Origin of the sequence: Paraburkholderia sp. 32 (assembly GCF_050435345.1) — a bacterium.
Classification (GTDB): domain Bacteria; phylum Pseudomonadota; class Gammaproteobacteria; order Burkholderiales; family Burkholderiaceae; genus Paraburkholderia; species Paraburkholderia tuberum.
Genome location: NZ_JBNDKD010000001.1, coordinates 1,170,395 through 1,185,262 on the forward strand (window position 1 = coordinate 1,170,395; position 14,868 = coordinate 1,185,262).

The window sequence follows — 14,868 nt, forward strand, 5'->3', positions numbered from 1 at the left end:
CGAACGGAGGGAGCCGGTGAAACGCACAAAACAACGTGGCGCGGCAGCGGTCGAACTCGCGCTCGTGCTGCCGCTGCTGCTTGCGCTGATCTTCGGCATCGTGCAGTTCGGCTGGCTGATCAACAACTATCTGGTACTGACCAACGCGGCCTCGCTCGGCGCACATCAGCTCGCGGCGGAGCGCGGTTACGCATCGCCATACTCCGACGCGACTGCCGCGATTCATTCGCAGACCGGTGCGCTGAACGGCACGTTGACGATTTCGATGAGCGTCGGCGGCACGTCCTGCACGAGCGATAGCGCGTGCGCCAGCGCACTGGGGTCGAGCACGTCGGCTCCGGCTGCGGGTACGCAGGCGAAGGTGCAGCTCGGTTATACGTTCGCGCCGCTCTTCGGCGGCACGCTCGATAACCTCAAAGGCATCATGCCCCGCAGCTTGAGCGCCACCATGTCGGAGGTCGTGCAATGAGTGCAGCCATTCGTCCGAAGCGGAGAACGACACCGCCAATCGGTTACAAGCAACAGAAGGGCGTCGCCGCGGTCGAGTTTGCGCTGGTCGCGCCGCTGCTGCTGCTGGTGCTGCTCGGCATCGCGCAGTTCGGCTGGCTGCTCGGCAACTACGTGATGGTCGTCAATGCGGCCTCGTCGGGCGCGCGCTATTTCGCGTCGCAACGCGGCACCAGCACGCCGTACTCGGCCACGCAAGGTCAGGTAAGCACCTCGGCGGCGCTTCTGAATACGTCGAATCTGTCGATCGCGACGTCGGTGAACGGCGTCGCGTGCAGCAGCGATTCGAGCTGCGCCGCCGATCTGACCAGCGCCGGCGGCACGAGCGCGGTCGGCACGGCGACCGTGACCGTCACCTACACGTTCGCGCCGCTGTTCAAGGGCAGCCTGTCGGGTCTGTACGCGATGATGCCGACCGCGCTCAATGCGAGCGCGGTGGAGCGGGTGCAATGACGACGCATGAATAACAAAAGCGGTGGGACCGTTTGGGAGGGGCGTGAAATCATGAAAACGACATACCGTAGTTCGGGTGGCTCGCGTCGGCGTCAGCGCGGCGCCGTTTCCGTTCTCGTGGCGGTATCGATGGTCGCGCTATTGGGCTTTGTCGCAATCAGCGTCGACTTCGGCTACCTCGCGTATAGCCAGCGGCGCCTGCAAAGCGCAACCGATGCCGCGGCGCTGTCGGGCGCGGTCGACCTTTGGACGCAATCGTGGACCACCGCGGCAAGCGACGCGCAGGCGTTCACGGCGGGGTACAACAACAGGCTGCCTGCCGCCGTCGTGCCCGCCAGCGCGACGATCACCGGTCTCACGTTGTCGAGCGTCACATTGCCATATAAGCAGGCGACCTCGGGCTATAACGGCATCCAGGTCACGCAAACGGCGACCGTGCCGCTCTATTTCGCGCGCGTGTTCGGCAAGAGTTCGCAGACCATTTCCGCGACCTCGCGAGCCGGGGCGGGCGGCGGCGCGGAGCCCGCGCTCTACAACGTGATGATCGTGCTCGACGCCACGAAATCGATGGCCACGACGACGGACAGCAACTGCAAGAACTCGAAGGGCGTCGCGCAGACGCGGCTGGCGTGCGCTCAGGCGGGCGCGTTGACGCTGCTGACAGGCTTGACCAATGCGGGAGACAACGTCGGCTTGATGGCGTTTCCGCCGCAAACGTCGTCCACCTATAACTTCACGTGCTCCGGCAAGGCGCCGACCATCGCGGGCAGCTATTCGGCGTCGGGCGCGACTTACCAGGTTTCGTCGCTGAACACCGGCTATCTCGGCAGCAACGGTTCGGTCAGCACGAGCTCGGGTATCGTGCAGGCGCTGGGCGGCGGCAGTTGCGGCGGCATGTCGGCGCCGGGCGGTCTCGGCACGTTCTACGCGCAGGCGCTTACGGCTGCGCAATCGGCGCTCGTCGCGAAGTCGTCGACGCAGAGTCCGGCTGGACAGAACGTGATCATTCTGTTGAGCGACGGTGTTGCGTCGTCGTCGACGAGTCAACTCGGCAACACGTACGGCAGCACTTATGGAAGCGAGTGCCAGGCCGCCATCAATGCGGCGTCGACGATCAAAACCAGCACCGGCACGTTGATCTATACCGTCGCGTATCTGGGCGGGGAGGCCGCGTCGGCGCCGAGCTGCGGCGACGGTAACGACAAGCTCACCGCGTGCAATACGATGCAGTCGATCGCGTCCGGTCCGTCGTATTTCTACTCGGACACCTGCTCGAATGCGGCAGGCGGCACCAATAGCCTCAATACGTTGTTCAGCCAGATCGCGTACAGCCTGACCAAGCCGCGGCTGATTCCGCAAACCGCGAGCTGAAGCGCGAAGGGCTCGTTATGAGTTGTCGCGTGTCTCGGCCGTGCGTCTGCCCTGGAAGACCGGCAGCCGCCAGCCATAGCGCAGCGACGCGAGCCGCGCCAACACGCAAGCCAATGTCGCGAACCACGGCGTCCACCAGGCCGTCCAGCCCGCGTACGAAAAACCGACTTGCACCGCCGCGCCTAACAGCGCGGCCGACGCATAGATCTCGCGTTCGAGAATCGCGGGTACGCGCGAGAGCACGACGTCGCGCATCACGCCGCCACCGACCGCGCTGACGATGCCGAGCAGAATCGCGAGTTCGGCATTGTGGCCATACGTGAGCGCTTTCTGCGCGCCCGACACCGCGAACAGACCGAGCCCGATCGCATCGAAGAACAGCACCGGCTGACGCAGCCGGCGCACCTGCGGATACGCGAGAATCGTCACGGCCGACGCGGCGAGCGCGGTCGCCAGATAGCGCCAGTTCGACAGCCCCGCAGGCGGGATCGCGCCGATGCACAGGTCGCGCACGATGCCGCCGCCGCACGCGACCATGAAGGCGATCACGACGATGCCGAGCAGGTCGAGCCGTCGTTGACGCGCGGCCACCGCGCCGCTGATCGCGAATACGAAGGTGCCGATCAGGTCGAGAATGGTGTAGACGGCGTGTGAATTCACTGAGTGGTTTCGTGTTGATCGAGCCAGGCACCGGCCGCGCACAGCATGGCTTCGAGGCCCGTGCGCAGGGTCGGGTCGAGCACCGGTGCGAATTTCGGCGAGTGATTGCTCGGAATTTCGTTGAGTTTTTTCGCGGCGAGCGCCTGGCGGAACACTTCGGGCTCGGTGCCGCCGACGAACCAGAACGAGTACGGCACGTTCCATTCGCGGCCGAACACGCTGAAGTCTTCGCTTGCGGCGGCCGGCGGCGATTCGTACGCGCGCTCGCCGAACTGCGCCTCGAACGCGTTGCGCACACGCTCGGTCGTGGCCGCGTCGTTGATCGTCAGCGGGTAGCTCGATAGTGTCGTGAATTCTGGCTCGCGCGGCGCGTTCGACGCCACGCATTCGGCGCAGCAGATGCGGCGGATCGCGCCGAGCATGTACTCGCGCACGTCATCGTCGTAAGTGCGCATGTTGAGCTTCAGCGTCGCGTCGTCGGGGATGATGTTCTCTTTCGTGCCGGCTTGCAGCGAGCCGATGGTCAGCACGGCGCTGTCGCTCGGCGCGATTTCGCGCGACACGATGGTTTGCAGACGCAAGGTCGTCGACGCTGCCATGATCACGGGATCGATCGACGTCTGCGGCTGCGAGCCGTGCGCGCCGCGCCCGAACAGCTTGATCTTGATGCTGTCGCCGGCCGACAGGATCGTGCCGCTGCGATAGCCGACCGAGCCCGCCGCGCCGACCATCACGTGCTGGCCGAGAATCACGTCGGGCTTCGGAAAGCGCGTGGTCATGCCGTCGTCGAGCATGCTGCGCGCGCCGCGGCCGACTTCCTCACCGGGCTGGAACACGGCCATCAGCGTGCCGCGCCATGCGTCGCGATGCCCTGCCATCAGACGCGCGACGCCGAGCAGCCATGTGACGTGCATGTCGTGGCCGCACGAATGCGCGACGCCGACTTCGAGCCCGTCTTCGTCTTTCGCCCTCACCGTGCTCGCATAGGGCAGGCCGGTCGCTTCGGCCATCGGCAGCGCGTCCATGTCGGCGCGCAGCATCACGGTGGGACCGTCGCCGTTGCGCAGCAACGCAACGACGCCCGTCACGCCGACGTTGCGCGTCACCTCGTAACCGAGCTTTTCCACGTAGTCCGCGACGATGCCCGCGGTGCGCACCTCCTGCATCGACAGTTCGGGGTGCGCGTGCAGGTCTTTGTAGATCGCTTCGAGTTCAGGCAGCAGCGCGTCGATCGCGCTCGACATCGTTTCGATCAGCTTCGACATGGAGGGCTCCTTGTTGCCATGAACGCCAGGGAAGGAAGGCGGCGGAATGCGGACCGTCTGTCAGGATCGCGCAGGCGGCGCGCTTGCGGACTCGCTTTCGAGCAGGCTGTGCGAAAGCTTGCCAAGCAGACGTTCGAGCGTTTTGCGTTCGTTCGCGCTGAGCGCCTTCGCCAGCTCGACCTCGAGTTCGGTGCCCACCGCTTCGGACGCCTGCGCGACCTCGAGGCCGTGCGCCGTGGCACGCAACGCGATACTGCGGCGGTCCGACGCATGCATGTTGCGCGTGATCAGGCCGCGCGTTTCAAGCTCGGCGAGGACTTTGGAAAGCAGCGTTTTTTCGATCAGCGCGCGCTGTGAAACGGATTTGGGCGTGATGTCGGGCTCCGCGCAGACGAGGCGCAGCACGCGCAACGCACGCACGTCGAGATCCCAGCGCTCGCGGTAGACCAGGTTCGCGCGGTTGATCAGCAACGCGCTGGTCAGATCGAGCCTGAAAGTCAGGAAGTCCGAATACAAGAATTTGCTCCGCTGTCCGTGTCATACGCAGTGCAGGCATTATAGGCAAGTAGTTGAAATTTTCAAATACTTGCGTGGACGCCGCCCTGGTGCGAGACAGGGGAAGTGTTAGCGAGCGTCGCGCCCGGAGCCGGATTGGGCCACGCGGGCGGCGACACCCATCGGTTCGATCAAAGCACTTGAATCGGTCTGCTCGCCGCTGAGCGAATCGAGGCTGATGCCGTTGGTCTCGGGCAGAATCCACGCGGTGACGATCACGCACAGATAACCGACGCCCGCGACCAGCGGAATCGCGGAGTCGAGCGCCATATGACCGGTGCTGAGCCAGCCCACGCCAAGCGGGAACAGCGAGCCGATGACGCGCCCCATGTTGTAGGCCACGCCGTAGCCGGTCGCGCGAATTTCGTTCGGGTAGCTCTCCGAGATCGTCGCGGCGATGCCCGAGAACGTTCCCTGCATCAGCACGCCGAGCAGAAAGCCGAGCACGAGCATCGCGCCGTTCGACGCGGGAATCGCCATATAGGCGAGCGCCATGGAAAACGCGCCCGCCGCGAACACGATATACGTGAGGCGTCGGCCGATGCGGTCCGACGAATACGCACCGAGCACGTAGCCCACGAACGAGCCGAGGATCATGATCGCGAGATAGGCGCTCGTGCCGAAGATCGACAGGCCGCGTTCGAGCTTCAGATAGGTCGGCATCCACGTCGCGATCGCATAGTAGCTGCCGAGCATGCCGCCCGACAGCAGACTGCACAGGATCGTCTTGCCGGCGAGCGGCCGCGCGCAGACACGGCGTAGTCCTTCGAAGGCGGCGGGCGAGTGCTGTTTTCCGAGCGCGCGCGAGAACGCTTCGGGCTCCTTCAGATCGCGCCGAAGATACACAACCAGCAGCGCCGGCACGATGCCGATAAAAAAGCAGCCGCGCCACGCCCACTCCGCCGGCAGCCACGAAAACAGCACGCTATAGACGACCGCCGCGGCGGCCCAGCCAAACGAATAACTGCTCGCCGCGAAGCCGGAGAATTTGCCGCGATGCGCGGGATTCCTGATGATCTCGGTCAAGAGCACCATGCATAGCGACGATTCGCCACCGAAGCCGAGCCCCTGCAGCATGCGAAACAGCGCGAGCTGTAGTGGCGAGTTGGCGAAGCCGCACGCGAAGCACGCGAGCGCGAATAGCACGATGGTCCAGCGCAGAATGCGCACGCGCCCGAAGCGGTCGGCGAGCAGGCCCGCGCCGATCGCACCGACGAGCGACGCGATCAGCGTGTAGGTGACGATGCTGCCCGCGATGGCCTTGTTCATGTGCCAGGTCGCGGCGAGCACGGGAATCAGGAACGAGTAGATCATGAAGTCGTACACATCGACGGCATGACCCATGAACGCGCCCGCAAAGGCTTTCTTCTCGTTGTTCGACAGCGATTCGAACCAGACCATGATGGAGGACTCCGGGCGAGGATGAGGTGGCGGCTGGCGCCTCGAGAATGCGAGTGGGTGTTATAGCGGTGGCGCGACGAACGACAGTCCCGCCTGCTCGAGCAGCGCGGCCACCCGCAGCGAACGCAGGTCGTGATAGAGCGGCGCGACGATCTGCACGCCGATCGGCAGGCCGTCCGCGGTCGTGCCGGCGCGGGCCACGGTCGATGGCAGGCCGCACAGACCCGAGTGGCCGGCCCAGAACAGCTGGGTCGTCATCGGCTGCGGGCGGCCGTTGACGTCGAGCGTGCGCTGCCACGGCGCCCCGGTTTCGTCGAGCGTGAAGGCGGCGGTCGCGGCGGCGGGGCACAGCAGCACGTCGATCGTGCCGAACAGCTCGCGCCATGCTTCGCAAAACGCGTCGCGCTGCTTTTGCAGCAGCAGCCAGTCGCGGTGACGCAACGCGGTGCCCGCGTATTGCAAGGCGGCGTACGACGACGCGTCGGCGGGCACGGCGGCGCTTGCTGTGAGCGCGGCGGCGAAGGCGTCGTCGTCGAGATAGTGCGAGGTCGACGCGCGCAGCAGCAGCACGTAGGCGCGCATCAGTTGCGCGGCGTCGAGCGCGGGGCGCGCGTCCCAGACCACCGTCGCACCGGCGTCTTCGAGCTGCCGGCCAAGACGCGTGAGGCACGCCTCTACCGGGCCGTCGACGTCGGCGAGCGGATGATTGGTCAGTACGCCAAAGCGGAATTCACGCAGGTCCGTGCGCTCGCAGGGTGGCAGTGCGAGCCGCAGCGCGCTCGCGGCTTCGCCGGCCGGACCGGCGATCGCGCCGAGCACGAGTTCGAGGTCGCGCGCCGAGCGCGCGAGCGGACCCGCGACGTTGATGTCGGGCTGCGCCATGCCGCCGCCGATGCCATGGCCTTTCAGCGACACGATGCCATGCGTGGTCTTGTGCGAGAAGACGCCGCAGAAATGCGCGGGGTTGCGGATCGACGAGCCGACATCCGAGCCGACGTCGAAGAATGACATGCCCGCGCAGACGGCCGCCGCGCTGCCACCCGACGAACCGCCCGGCGTGCGGGACGGATCGCGCGGATTGCGGGTCGTGCCGTAGAGGTCGTTATAGCTTTGCCAGTCGCGCAGATAGATCGGCACGTTGGTCTTGCCGAGCAGCACCGCGCCCGCGTCGAGCAGGCGTTGCACGACGTCCGCATGGGCGCTCGCGATGTTCTCGCGATGCGCGGGGTCGCCAAGGGTCGTCGGCCAGCCGCGGACGTCGAAAGATTCCTTGATCGTAAACGGAATGCCGTGCAAGGGGCCGCGCAGCCGCCCCCCGCGCCGTTCCTCGTCGCGTGCTTCGGCGGTGGCGTAGGCGGCGTCGAAATCGGATACGACGACCGCGTTCAGCAGGCCGTTGTCGGCCTCGAATGCGGCTTCGCACGCGGCGACGAGCGAGACGGCGTCGATCTCGCCGGCGCGCATGTCGTGCGCGGCCTGCTGGACAGTGGCGTAACGGTAGCGCGCCGCCTGACTGGCGGCGGGTGGGGAGGAGCTTGGTGTCATGAAAGGCCTGAGAGGGCGATTGATGGGCGGTATGTTGTATACCGTCTATCGCCAAATTCAGCCTGTCAAGTGGCTTGCAGCGTAGTCGACGAAATTATCGGGTGGCGTAAAGCGAGCGCGGTGGCGTGTGCCGCGCCTCGCTTCCTATGCCGCGCGTTTCAAAGGCCGTTTCAACGCGCATTGTTCGCCAGATAGTGCTGGGCGGCGCGCATCACATGCCGCTCGGCGAGCAGCGCCGACAGCGTCGCATCGCCCGACTGCACCGCGCGCAGGATCGCGGCGTGTTCGTCCCAGGTCTGGCGGACTTCCGCATCGCTCGCGTTCGTGAACAGCATGCGCGTGCGGTCGCGCAACGAGCGCATCAGGTCGCTCAGAATCGTATTGGCCCCGGCCGCGTAGAGCAGGTCGTGAAAACGCGCGTTGAGTTCGAGCAGGCCGGCCGTCTCGCCGGCGTCGACTTTTGCCTTGCCTTCAGCGAGCACCTGTTCGATCTGGCCGACCAGTTCGGGCGTTCGATGTTCGGCGGCGAGCCGGGCGTTGAGTCCCTCGAGCGTCGCGCGGATCTGGATCATTTCGCGTGCCGCCGACGGCTGCAGCGACGCGACCACCGCGCCGTGCCGCGGCCGCACTTCGACGAGGCCTTCCGAGGCGAGCGCGCGCAGCGCTTCGCGTACCGGCACGCGCGAGACGTCGAGCTCCTGGGCGATGCGTCCTTCGACCAGCCGCTCGCCGGGCGCGTACGTGCCCGAGACGATTGCTTCGCGCAGCCGCGCGGTGACGAGATGCGACAGCTGCTGATGCATGATCGGCGCGCTCGATTGCCCCTGTGCGCCGCTTGCCGCGGTCGTGTCCGCTTCAGTGTTCATAAGGATCTCCAACCTGTGTTGCTGATGGCGTGTGATGCAGGCGATTTTACCTCAGTGCACGTCACGAATACTGTAGACCTTATACGGAAATAGCCGGCTCGGCCTTGTCTGGCGGGGCATTGAAGCACGCGCCGCGCTTCCTCGTGGCTGCTGCCGCTCGATTCTCCTGCTTTGAAATGTCGCGACGAATGCGGGTAAACCTCAGGCAAGCAGCCGTTGATCCTGTTTTATTTAGTACATAGTATACCAAGCGGTTATCTCAAATCAGCCGCATCCACCCGCGCTCGCAGGTCCGCGCAGTCAGGAGAAGCAATGGAATCTCACGTCGTTCTAACGTCGGCGCACTGGGTTTATCTGTGTGGTGTCGTCTCTATCATCGCGACGCTGGTGTTTCGCGCCAACGTCGTCGCGCCCGCGATTCTCGCGACCTTCGCCACCGTCTACGCGTTTTCCGGCCAGGTGTCGACCGCGATCGAAGCGGTGTTCTTCGCGCCGCTTACGGCGGCGCGCGAGCTGTTCAATATCTTCCTCGTGATTTCGCTGATGACCGCGTTGCTCAACGCGCTGAAACGGATCAACGCGGATGTGCGCATGGTCCAGCCGTTTCGCGCGGTCATGGTCAACGGGCACGTCGGCTTCTTCGTGCTCGGCTTCGTGAGCTACGTGTTGTCGCTGTTCTTCTGGCCGACGCCGGCCGTGCCGTTGATCGCCGGCATTCTGCTGCCGGCCGCGATTTACGCGGGCGTGCCGCCGCTGGGCGCGGCGTTGTGCATCGGCATCGCGGGACTCGGCACGGCCTTGTCGTCGGATTACGTGATCAAGGTCGCGCCGGGCATCAGCGCGAAAGCGGCCGCGGTCGCGATGCCGGACGTTGCCGACAAGGCGCTGCTGCTGTCGCTGATCACGGGCGGCATCGCGTTCCTGATCGCCTATCTGCGTATCCGCAAGCAGATCCAGGCGCCCGATGCGCGCCATCTCGAACGCTGGGAAGCGACCCAGGTCACGGCGAATACCGTTGTCACGCCCGCGGCCGGCACGAGTCGCGCGCGCATCCGGCGCGGCAAACCGCAGCATGCGTCGGTCGGCGACGGCGGCCAGGTCAGCGGCGCGAGCGGCTCGCGGGCGTTGTTGTCGTCGCGCGACCTGTTGACGCCGTGGCAGGAGCGCTGGTCCCGCTGCTTCGCGATCGTGATCCCCGTCGCCTTTCTCGCGATCGTCGCTTACATGGTGTTGCCGCATCTGATCCCCGGCTTCAAGGGCGCGAGCGGTGCAGCGGCCGCGGCGCTCGTCGGTGGCGTCTCCGCGTTGCTGATGGTGGCGGTAGCCGCTGCGCGCGACTATCGCGCGATCTGCCGCAGCACGGCCGAGCACGTCACCGAGGGCTTCGTGTTTTCGTTTCGCGCGATGAGCTCGGTGCTGCCGATTGCGGGCTTCTTCTTCATCGGCGTGGCCGGCACTGCGGCGCCGATCCTCGGCTTGCCCGCCGGTACCCATGCCCCCGGCCTGCTTGCCGATCTCGTGAAAGCGGGCGAGGTCTACATTCCGCACAACGCGTTCTTCGTCTCGTACGGCATTCTGCTGGCCGGCATGGTGACGGGCATCGACGGCTCGGGCTTCGCCGGTTTGCCGTTGACCGGCGCGCTGGCGGGCGCGCTCGGCCGCACGGTGGGCTTCGACGTGTCGACCCTCGCGGCGATCGGCCAGATGGGTTCGGTGTGGACCGGCAAGACGCTGACCGCATGGTCGGCGCTCGCGGCGGTGGCGAGCTTCGCGCGTGTGCCGGTGTTGCAGGCGGTGCGCAATCTGTTGCTGCCGGTGGTGTGCGGCCTGGTGGTGTCGACGTTGGTGGCGATTCTGATCTGGTGATGGGGGGCTGGACGCGCGTGTCGTCCGCGCGGTTTTTGCCGGGCCTTGCGCGTTGGTTTGCCGATGCGCAAGGCCTTGGCGGTTTGATCGTCGGCGCGCTTTGCCCGCGAGTTGCGGCCTACGTCTTACGCCTCGCAACGACAAGCAAAAACGCCGGCTTCAGTGCATCGAAGCCGGCGTCCCAGTTTGACTCACTACGTTGTGTTGCTAACTCACCATGACACGCTGACATTGCCATTGACGAAAGTCTGACAGGCCATCCGATAGCCAGCTTTGATTTCGTCTTCGCTCAGATGGCGTTTTTCCTTGTCCTTCACGCTATCGGTATGTTCGATGCCGTGTTCGACCTTGCATTTGCAGGTGCCGCACAAGCCGCCGCCGCATTTGAACGGAATGCCGCCTTTTTCGCGCAGCGAGACGCGCAGCAGATTGCTGTTGGGCGGCGCGCTGACCGACTTGTTGTCGTTGCTGAGGAAAGTAATCTGGATCATTCGGAGGCTTACGTATTGGGTTCGGAGAGGAGGGGATGAAACGGCGCGGCAACTAGCGCGGGGTCAGTTGCGCGGCGCCGTTGCCGTGGCCCGCGAGCTGCCGCAGCGACTCGAGCGCGGCTTCAGGCGTCGCGAATTTTTCGAGGAACCTGGTGGGAACGAGATTGACCGCCGACGGTGTGGCTTCGTCGATCACCCTGATCTTCGTTTCTTTCATGAGCGCGGCGATGACGAACGTGGCGATATGCCGGTCGCCGTAGAGGTAGTCGAAGGTGGCGAGCGGCACGATGCCTTCGGTCGCCTCGGTGCGGTACTGGCCGGGCTTGCTCGTCAGAATCACGTGCGTGCCGGCCGCGACGGAGCGCGTATTCATGCTGCCTGCTCCAGATCGTCCTGCGCGAGTTCGATGTCGTGCTCGATCCATAGTTGGCACGCGAGGCGATAACCCTGCGCAAGCCGCTCGCCGAGCTGTTTTTTTTCCTTCCAGTTGGGCTCGGGCAGATACTGCGCGCCGGACATCACGCGACACGCGCACTTCGAGCACTTGCCCATGCCGCATTCGTAGCGCAGATGCGGAAACGGGAATTGCCTGATGCCGGCGCGCACGACGAGGTTGGTGTTCTCCTTGACCTCGCCCTGATGGGTCGCGCCATTTTTGTGAAATACCACTGTTGGCATAACGCTCTCCGTGATTCGCTCGGATCTAGTCTAGTTGAAAAAAAGGATATAGTATACCGTCTACTGCCGGACGGACCCCGGCGAGGGCCGAAGACAGCGCCGGCTGGCGCGCATTAGTTCCAGTTTTCTTAGGCTTTCCGCGGTGAGGCCGTAATGAAGCGGCGCGTAGACGGAGCGCTCTTCCCAAGAACGGCTCGCGCAATTCAGACATTGCGGTATACAGTATGCATTAAGGAGGCTACACTAGCTCAACTGTTCCTTCCGTGCCCGACGGCATTCGGGCTTTCGACAACGCCAACCTTTTCCCTACCTGTCAGGAGCTTGAAATGGCTGAATTGATGAACCGTGATGACTTCCGCGCCGCGCTCGAGGACGCCATCAAAGGCAAGAGTGCGAACAAGGCGCCGTTCAGCATCGCGTGGGCGAGCGGCAAGCTGAGCCGCGCGCATCTCGCGCGCTGGGCCGAGAACCACTATCACTACGTGGGCCCGTTCGCCGACTATCTGGCCTACATCTATGCGCGCACGCCGGACCGCTTCACCGAGGCTAAGGACTTTCTGCTCGCCAACATGTACGAAGAGGAAATCGGCGGTGACCGTCATACCGATCTGCTGATCCGTTTCGCCGAAGCGTGCGGCACGACGCGCGAGCGCGTGACAGATCCCGACAACATGTCGCCGACCACGCGAGGCCTGCAGGCATGGTGTTATTCGGTGGCGATGCGCGAGGACCCGATCGTCGCGGTCGCGGCGCTCGTCGTGGGTCTCGAATCGCAGGTGCCGTCGATCTATCGCAAGCAGACGCCGACGCTGCGCGACAAATACCAGTTCACCGACGAGGAAGTGGAGTTCTTCGATCTGCACATCGTGTCGGACGAGATTCATGGCGAGCGCGGCTATCAGATCGTGCTCGAACATGCCGACACGCCCGAGTTGCAGCAACGCTGCCTGAAGATCTGCGAGATCGGCGCGCAGATGCGTCTGCTTTATACGACCGCGCTCTATTACGACTACGTCGAGCAGGACCTGGCGCTGCCCGAACTCGAACTCGCGAGTTGAACCCGCGGCGGCGCGCGCAACGCGGCGCCGTCTTCCGTTGGCATCGCCGCGAGCCAGCCGGCCGGCATGGCGCCGGCCATTGCGGCAACAGCACAGGTATCCGTCATGAGCAATCCGGCAACACTAGAGTTCAAGAATCTCATCGCGGGCGAGTGGACCGCCAGCGTGAGCGGCGGCACGTTCGACAACGTGAATCCCGCCGATACGCGCGACATCGTCGGCCGCTTCCAGGCGTCTTCGGCCGAGGACGCGCGCGCCGCGCTGGCCGCGGCGGCTGGCGCGTTCGCCGCGTGGCGGCGCACGCCGGTCGCGCAGCGCGCGGCCGTTCTCAATCGCGCGGCGGCGTGGCTCGAACGGCATGCGGACGGATTCGCGAACGAACTCACGCGCGAAGAAGGCAAGCCGCTCGCGCAGAGCAGGGACGAAATTCTGCGCTCGGCGCAGGTGCTGCGTTTCTATGCGGTGGAAGGTCAGTCGTATGCCGGCGAGACGTTCCCGAGCGACGATCCCGACATGACCGTCCACACGCAGCGCGAACCCCTCGGCGTCGTCGCCGTGATTACACCGTGGAATTTTCCGATCTCGATCCCGGCGCGCAAGATCGCGCCGGCGCTGATCGCCGGTAATACGGTGATCTTCAAACCGTCGTCGGATGCGCCGCTGATCGGCTACCGGCTCGCCGAAGCATTCGCGCAGGCGGGCATTGCATCGGGTGTACTGAATTTCATCACGGGACGCGCGTCGGAAATCGGCTCCGTCATTACCGCGTCGCCGGTCGTCAGGGCCGTGTCGTTCACCGGTTCGACCGCCGCTGGCGAACAGATTCATCGCTCCCTACCGCTGACCACGCGCACGCAGATGGAACTCGGCGGCAAGAACCCGCTGATCGTGATGGACGACGCGGATCTCGACCGCGCCGTCGACCTGACGATCAAGGGTGGCTTCTCGCTGACGGGCCAGGCCTGCACCGGCACGAGCCGCGTGCTGGTCATGCAGAGCGTGCGCGATGCGTTCAGCGAGAAACTGCTCGCTAAAGTGAAGACGCTCAAGATCGGCAGCGGCCTCACGCCCGGCATGGACATCGGCCCGCTCGCGACCCGGACGCAACTCGACACCGTGCTCGACTACGTGGCCTCCGGCAAGGCACAGGCCACGCATCTGTACGGCGGCGAGCGCCTGAGCGGTCCCGATTACGAGCACGGCTATTACGTCACGCCGGCGATCTTCACCGACGTGACGCAGGACATGCGTATCTGCCGCGAAGAAATCTTTGGGCCGGTGATCGCGATCGTCACCGTGACCAGCTACGAGGACGCGATCGCGAAGGCGAACGACACCGAGTATGGGCTCTGCGCCGCGATCGTCACGTCGAATCCACGCCACATGCATCGCTTCGCGGACGACATCGAGGCGGGCACCGTGAAGATCAACCGAACGACGACGGGCAACGCGATCAACGCGCCGTTCGGGGGGCTCAAGCGTTCGAGCACGTCGACGTTTCGCGAATCGGGGCGTGGCGGTCTCGAGTTCTATACGCAGATCAAGACGGTCTATCGCGGCATCTGAGAGCGGCGAGATCAGCTTTCCGAATCAATGAATCAATCAACAATGAGGGGGTTGCAATGAAACAGATATTTCGCCTGGAACTGGCCGAAGCGCGCGAAATGATCCGCGCGGCCATCGGCCGGGCGCAGCAGATCGACGTGCTCGAATCGGTCTGCATCGTCGACGAGGGCGGCTATCCGCTCGCGCTCGAACGGATGGACGGCGCGCGCATCACTGGGCCGCAGATTGCGTGGAACAAGGCGTTCACGGCAGCCGGCCACAAGCGCTCGACGCATCTGTTCACCCAGCGGCCCAACGGTCCCGCGTTGCCGGGCAACGAAGCGTTCGGCATTCAATGGAGCTTCGAGGGTAAGTTTGCGGCATTCGTCGGCGGCTTTCCTGTTGTCGTCGATGGCCAGGTGGTGGGTGGTGTGGGCCTGAGCGGCGGCAACGGCGAGCAGGACACGCAGTGCGGCCTCGCCGCTTTGCAGGGGCTGCACGATCTGCTCGCGGCGCAGGGGCATAGCGTGCTCGTGGAAGCCGACATCAAGAAATGACGCCACGGGCCGCCTGTGCATGCCGGCGGTCCTGTCGTTCGCATCGCATC

At 64.9% G+C, this 14,868-nt stretch carries 16 protein-coding genes; 7 read left to right on the forward strand and 9 right to left on the reverse strand.

What is annotated here, in order from left to right; all coding sequences use genetic code 11:
- The first annotated feature begins 16 nt into the window (after positions 1–16).
- Genes OKW26_RS05580 through OKW26_RS05590 form a run of 3 tightly spaced genes read left to right on the forward strand, consistent with a single transcriptional unit; the run spans position 17 to position 2,331 of the window.
- Complete coding sequence (locus OKW26_RS05580) at positions 17–469, forward strand: TadE/TadG family type IV pilus assembly protein (RefSeq protein WP_187610624.1); 453 nt, start codon at positions 17–19, stop codon at positions 467–469.
- A complete protein-coding gene (locus OKW26_RS05585; protein ID WP_429352940.1) occupies positions 466–960 on the forward strand; it encodes a TadE/TadG family type IV pilus assembly protein in 495 nt (164 codons plus the stop codon). The genes OKW26_RS05580 and OKW26_RS05585 overlap by 4 nt, the downstream gene beginning before the upstream one ends.
- 51 nt (positions 961–1,011) lie before the next feature.
- On the forward strand, positions 1,012–2,331 hold the full coding sequence (locus tag OKW26_RS05590; RefSeq protein ID WP_429352941.1) for a pilus assembly protein TadG-related protein: 1,320 nt from the start codon (positions 1,012–1,014) through the stop codon (positions 2,329–2,331).
- 15 nt (positions 2,332–2,346) lie between these two features.
- Here OKW26_RS05590 and OKW26_RS05595 read toward each other — a convergent pair whose 3' ends face one another.
- The 6 genes from OKW26_RS05595 to OKW26_RS05620 form a co-directional block, all read right to left on the reverse strand.
- Positions 2,347–2,991, reverse strand: a complete 645-nt coding sequence (locus OKW26_RS05595; protein ID WP_429352942.1) for a trimeric intracellular cation channel family protein — start codon at positions 2,989–2,991, stop codon at positions 2,347–2,349.
- Positions 2,988–4,256, reverse strand: coding sequence for a M20 family metallopeptidase (locus OKW26_RS05600; protein ID WP_429333334.1), 1,269 nt, complete (start codon positions 4,254–4,256; stop codon positions 2,988–2,990). Before OKW26_RS05600 ends, OKW26_RS05595 begins: the two co-directional genes overlap by 4 nt.
- A gap of 60 nt (positions 4,257–4,316) precedes the next feature.
- A complete protein-coding gene (locus tag OKW26_RS05605; RefSeq protein ID WP_187610620.1) occupies positions 4,317–4,772 on the reverse strand; it encodes a MarR family winged helix-turn-helix transcriptional regulator in 456 nt (151 codons plus the stop codon).
- Positions 4,773–4,880: 108 nt separating this feature from the next.
- Positions 4,881–6,215 (reverse strand): MFS transporter, encoded by a 1,335-nt coding sequence (locus OKW26_RS05610; protein ID WP_429354179.1) that lies wholly within the window; start codon positions 6,213–6,215, stop codon positions 4,881–4,883.
- A gap of 57 nt (positions 6,216–6,272) precedes the next feature.
- Positions 6,273–7,757, reverse strand: a complete 1,485-nt coding sequence (locus tag OKW26_RS05615; RefSeq protein ID WP_184061579.1) for an amidase — start codon at positions 7,755–7,757, stop codon at positions 6,273–6,275.
- Between the two features lie 170 nt (positions 7,758–7,927).
- Positions 7,928–8,623: a GntR family transcriptional regulator gene (locus OKW26_RS05620; RefSeq protein WP_184061580.1), complete on the reverse strand. Its 696-nt coding sequence runs from the start codon at positions 8,621–8,623 to the stop codon at positions 7,928–7,930.
- Between the two features lie 312 nt (positions 8,624–8,935).
- Here OKW26_RS05620 and OKW26_RS05625 point away from each other — a divergent pair, with 312 nt between their 5' ends.
- Positions 8,936–10,489 (forward strand): hypothetical protein, encoded by a 1,554-nt coding sequence (locus OKW26_RS05625; protein ID WP_429352943.1) that lies wholly within the window; start codon positions 8,936–8,938, stop codon positions 10,487–10,489.
- A 212-nt stretch (positions 10,490–10,701) separates the two neighbouring features.
- Here the strand turns inward: OKW26_RS05625 and OKW26_RS05630 are convergent, their stop codons facing one another.
- From OKW26_RS05630 to OKW26_RS05640, 3 genes are read right to left on the reverse strand one after another with little or no spacing between them, the layout of a single operon-like run.
- On the reverse strand, positions 10,702–10,980 hold the full coding sequence (locus OKW26_RS05630; RefSeq protein WP_090807615.1) for a 2Fe-2S iron-sulfur cluster-binding protein: 279 nt from the start codon (positions 10,978–10,980) through the stop codon (positions 10,702–10,704).
- Positions 10,981–11,032: 52 nt separating this feature from the next.
- On the reverse strand, positions 11,033–11,353 hold the full coding sequence (locus OKW26_RS05635) for a hypothetical protein (protein ID WP_429352944.1): 321 nt from the start codon (positions 11,351–11,353) through the stop codon (positions 11,033–11,035).
- Positions 11,350–11,658, reverse strand: coding sequence for a 2Fe-2S iron-sulfur cluster-binding protein (locus OKW26_RS05640; protein ID WP_184061583.1), 309 nt, complete (start codon positions 11,656–11,658; stop codon positions 11,350–11,352). The genes OKW26_RS05635 and OKW26_RS05640 overlap by 4 nt, the downstream gene beginning before the upstream one ends.
- Positions 11,659–11,984: 326 nt before the next feature.
- Here OKW26_RS05640 and OKW26_RS05645 point away from each other — a divergent pair, with 326 nt between their 5' ends.
- The 3 genes from OKW26_RS05645 to OKW26_RS05655 all read left to right on the forward strand — a co-directional run bounded on the left by OKW26_RS05645 (position 11,985) and on the right by OKW26_RS05655 (position 14,818).
- Positions 11,985–12,716, forward strand: coding sequence for a TenA family transcriptional regulator (locus OKW26_RS05645; RefSeq protein WP_429352945.1), 732 nt, complete (start codon positions 11,985–11,987; stop codon positions 12,714–12,716).
- Between the two features lie 105 nt (positions 12,717–12,821).
- Positions 12,822–14,282, forward strand: coding sequence for an aldehyde dehydrogenase family protein (locus OKW26_RS05650; RefSeq protein WP_429352946.1), 1,461 nt, complete (start codon positions 12,822–12,824; stop codon positions 14,280–14,282).
- Between the two features lie 56 nt (positions 14,283–14,338).
- Positions 14,339–14,818 (forward strand): GlcG/HbpS family heme-binding protein, encoded by a 480-nt coding sequence (locus tag OKW26_RS05655; RefSeq protein ID WP_184061585.1) that lies wholly within the window; start codon positions 14,339–14,341, stop codon positions 14,816–14,818.
- Positions 14,819–14,868: the final 50 nt, after the last annotated feature.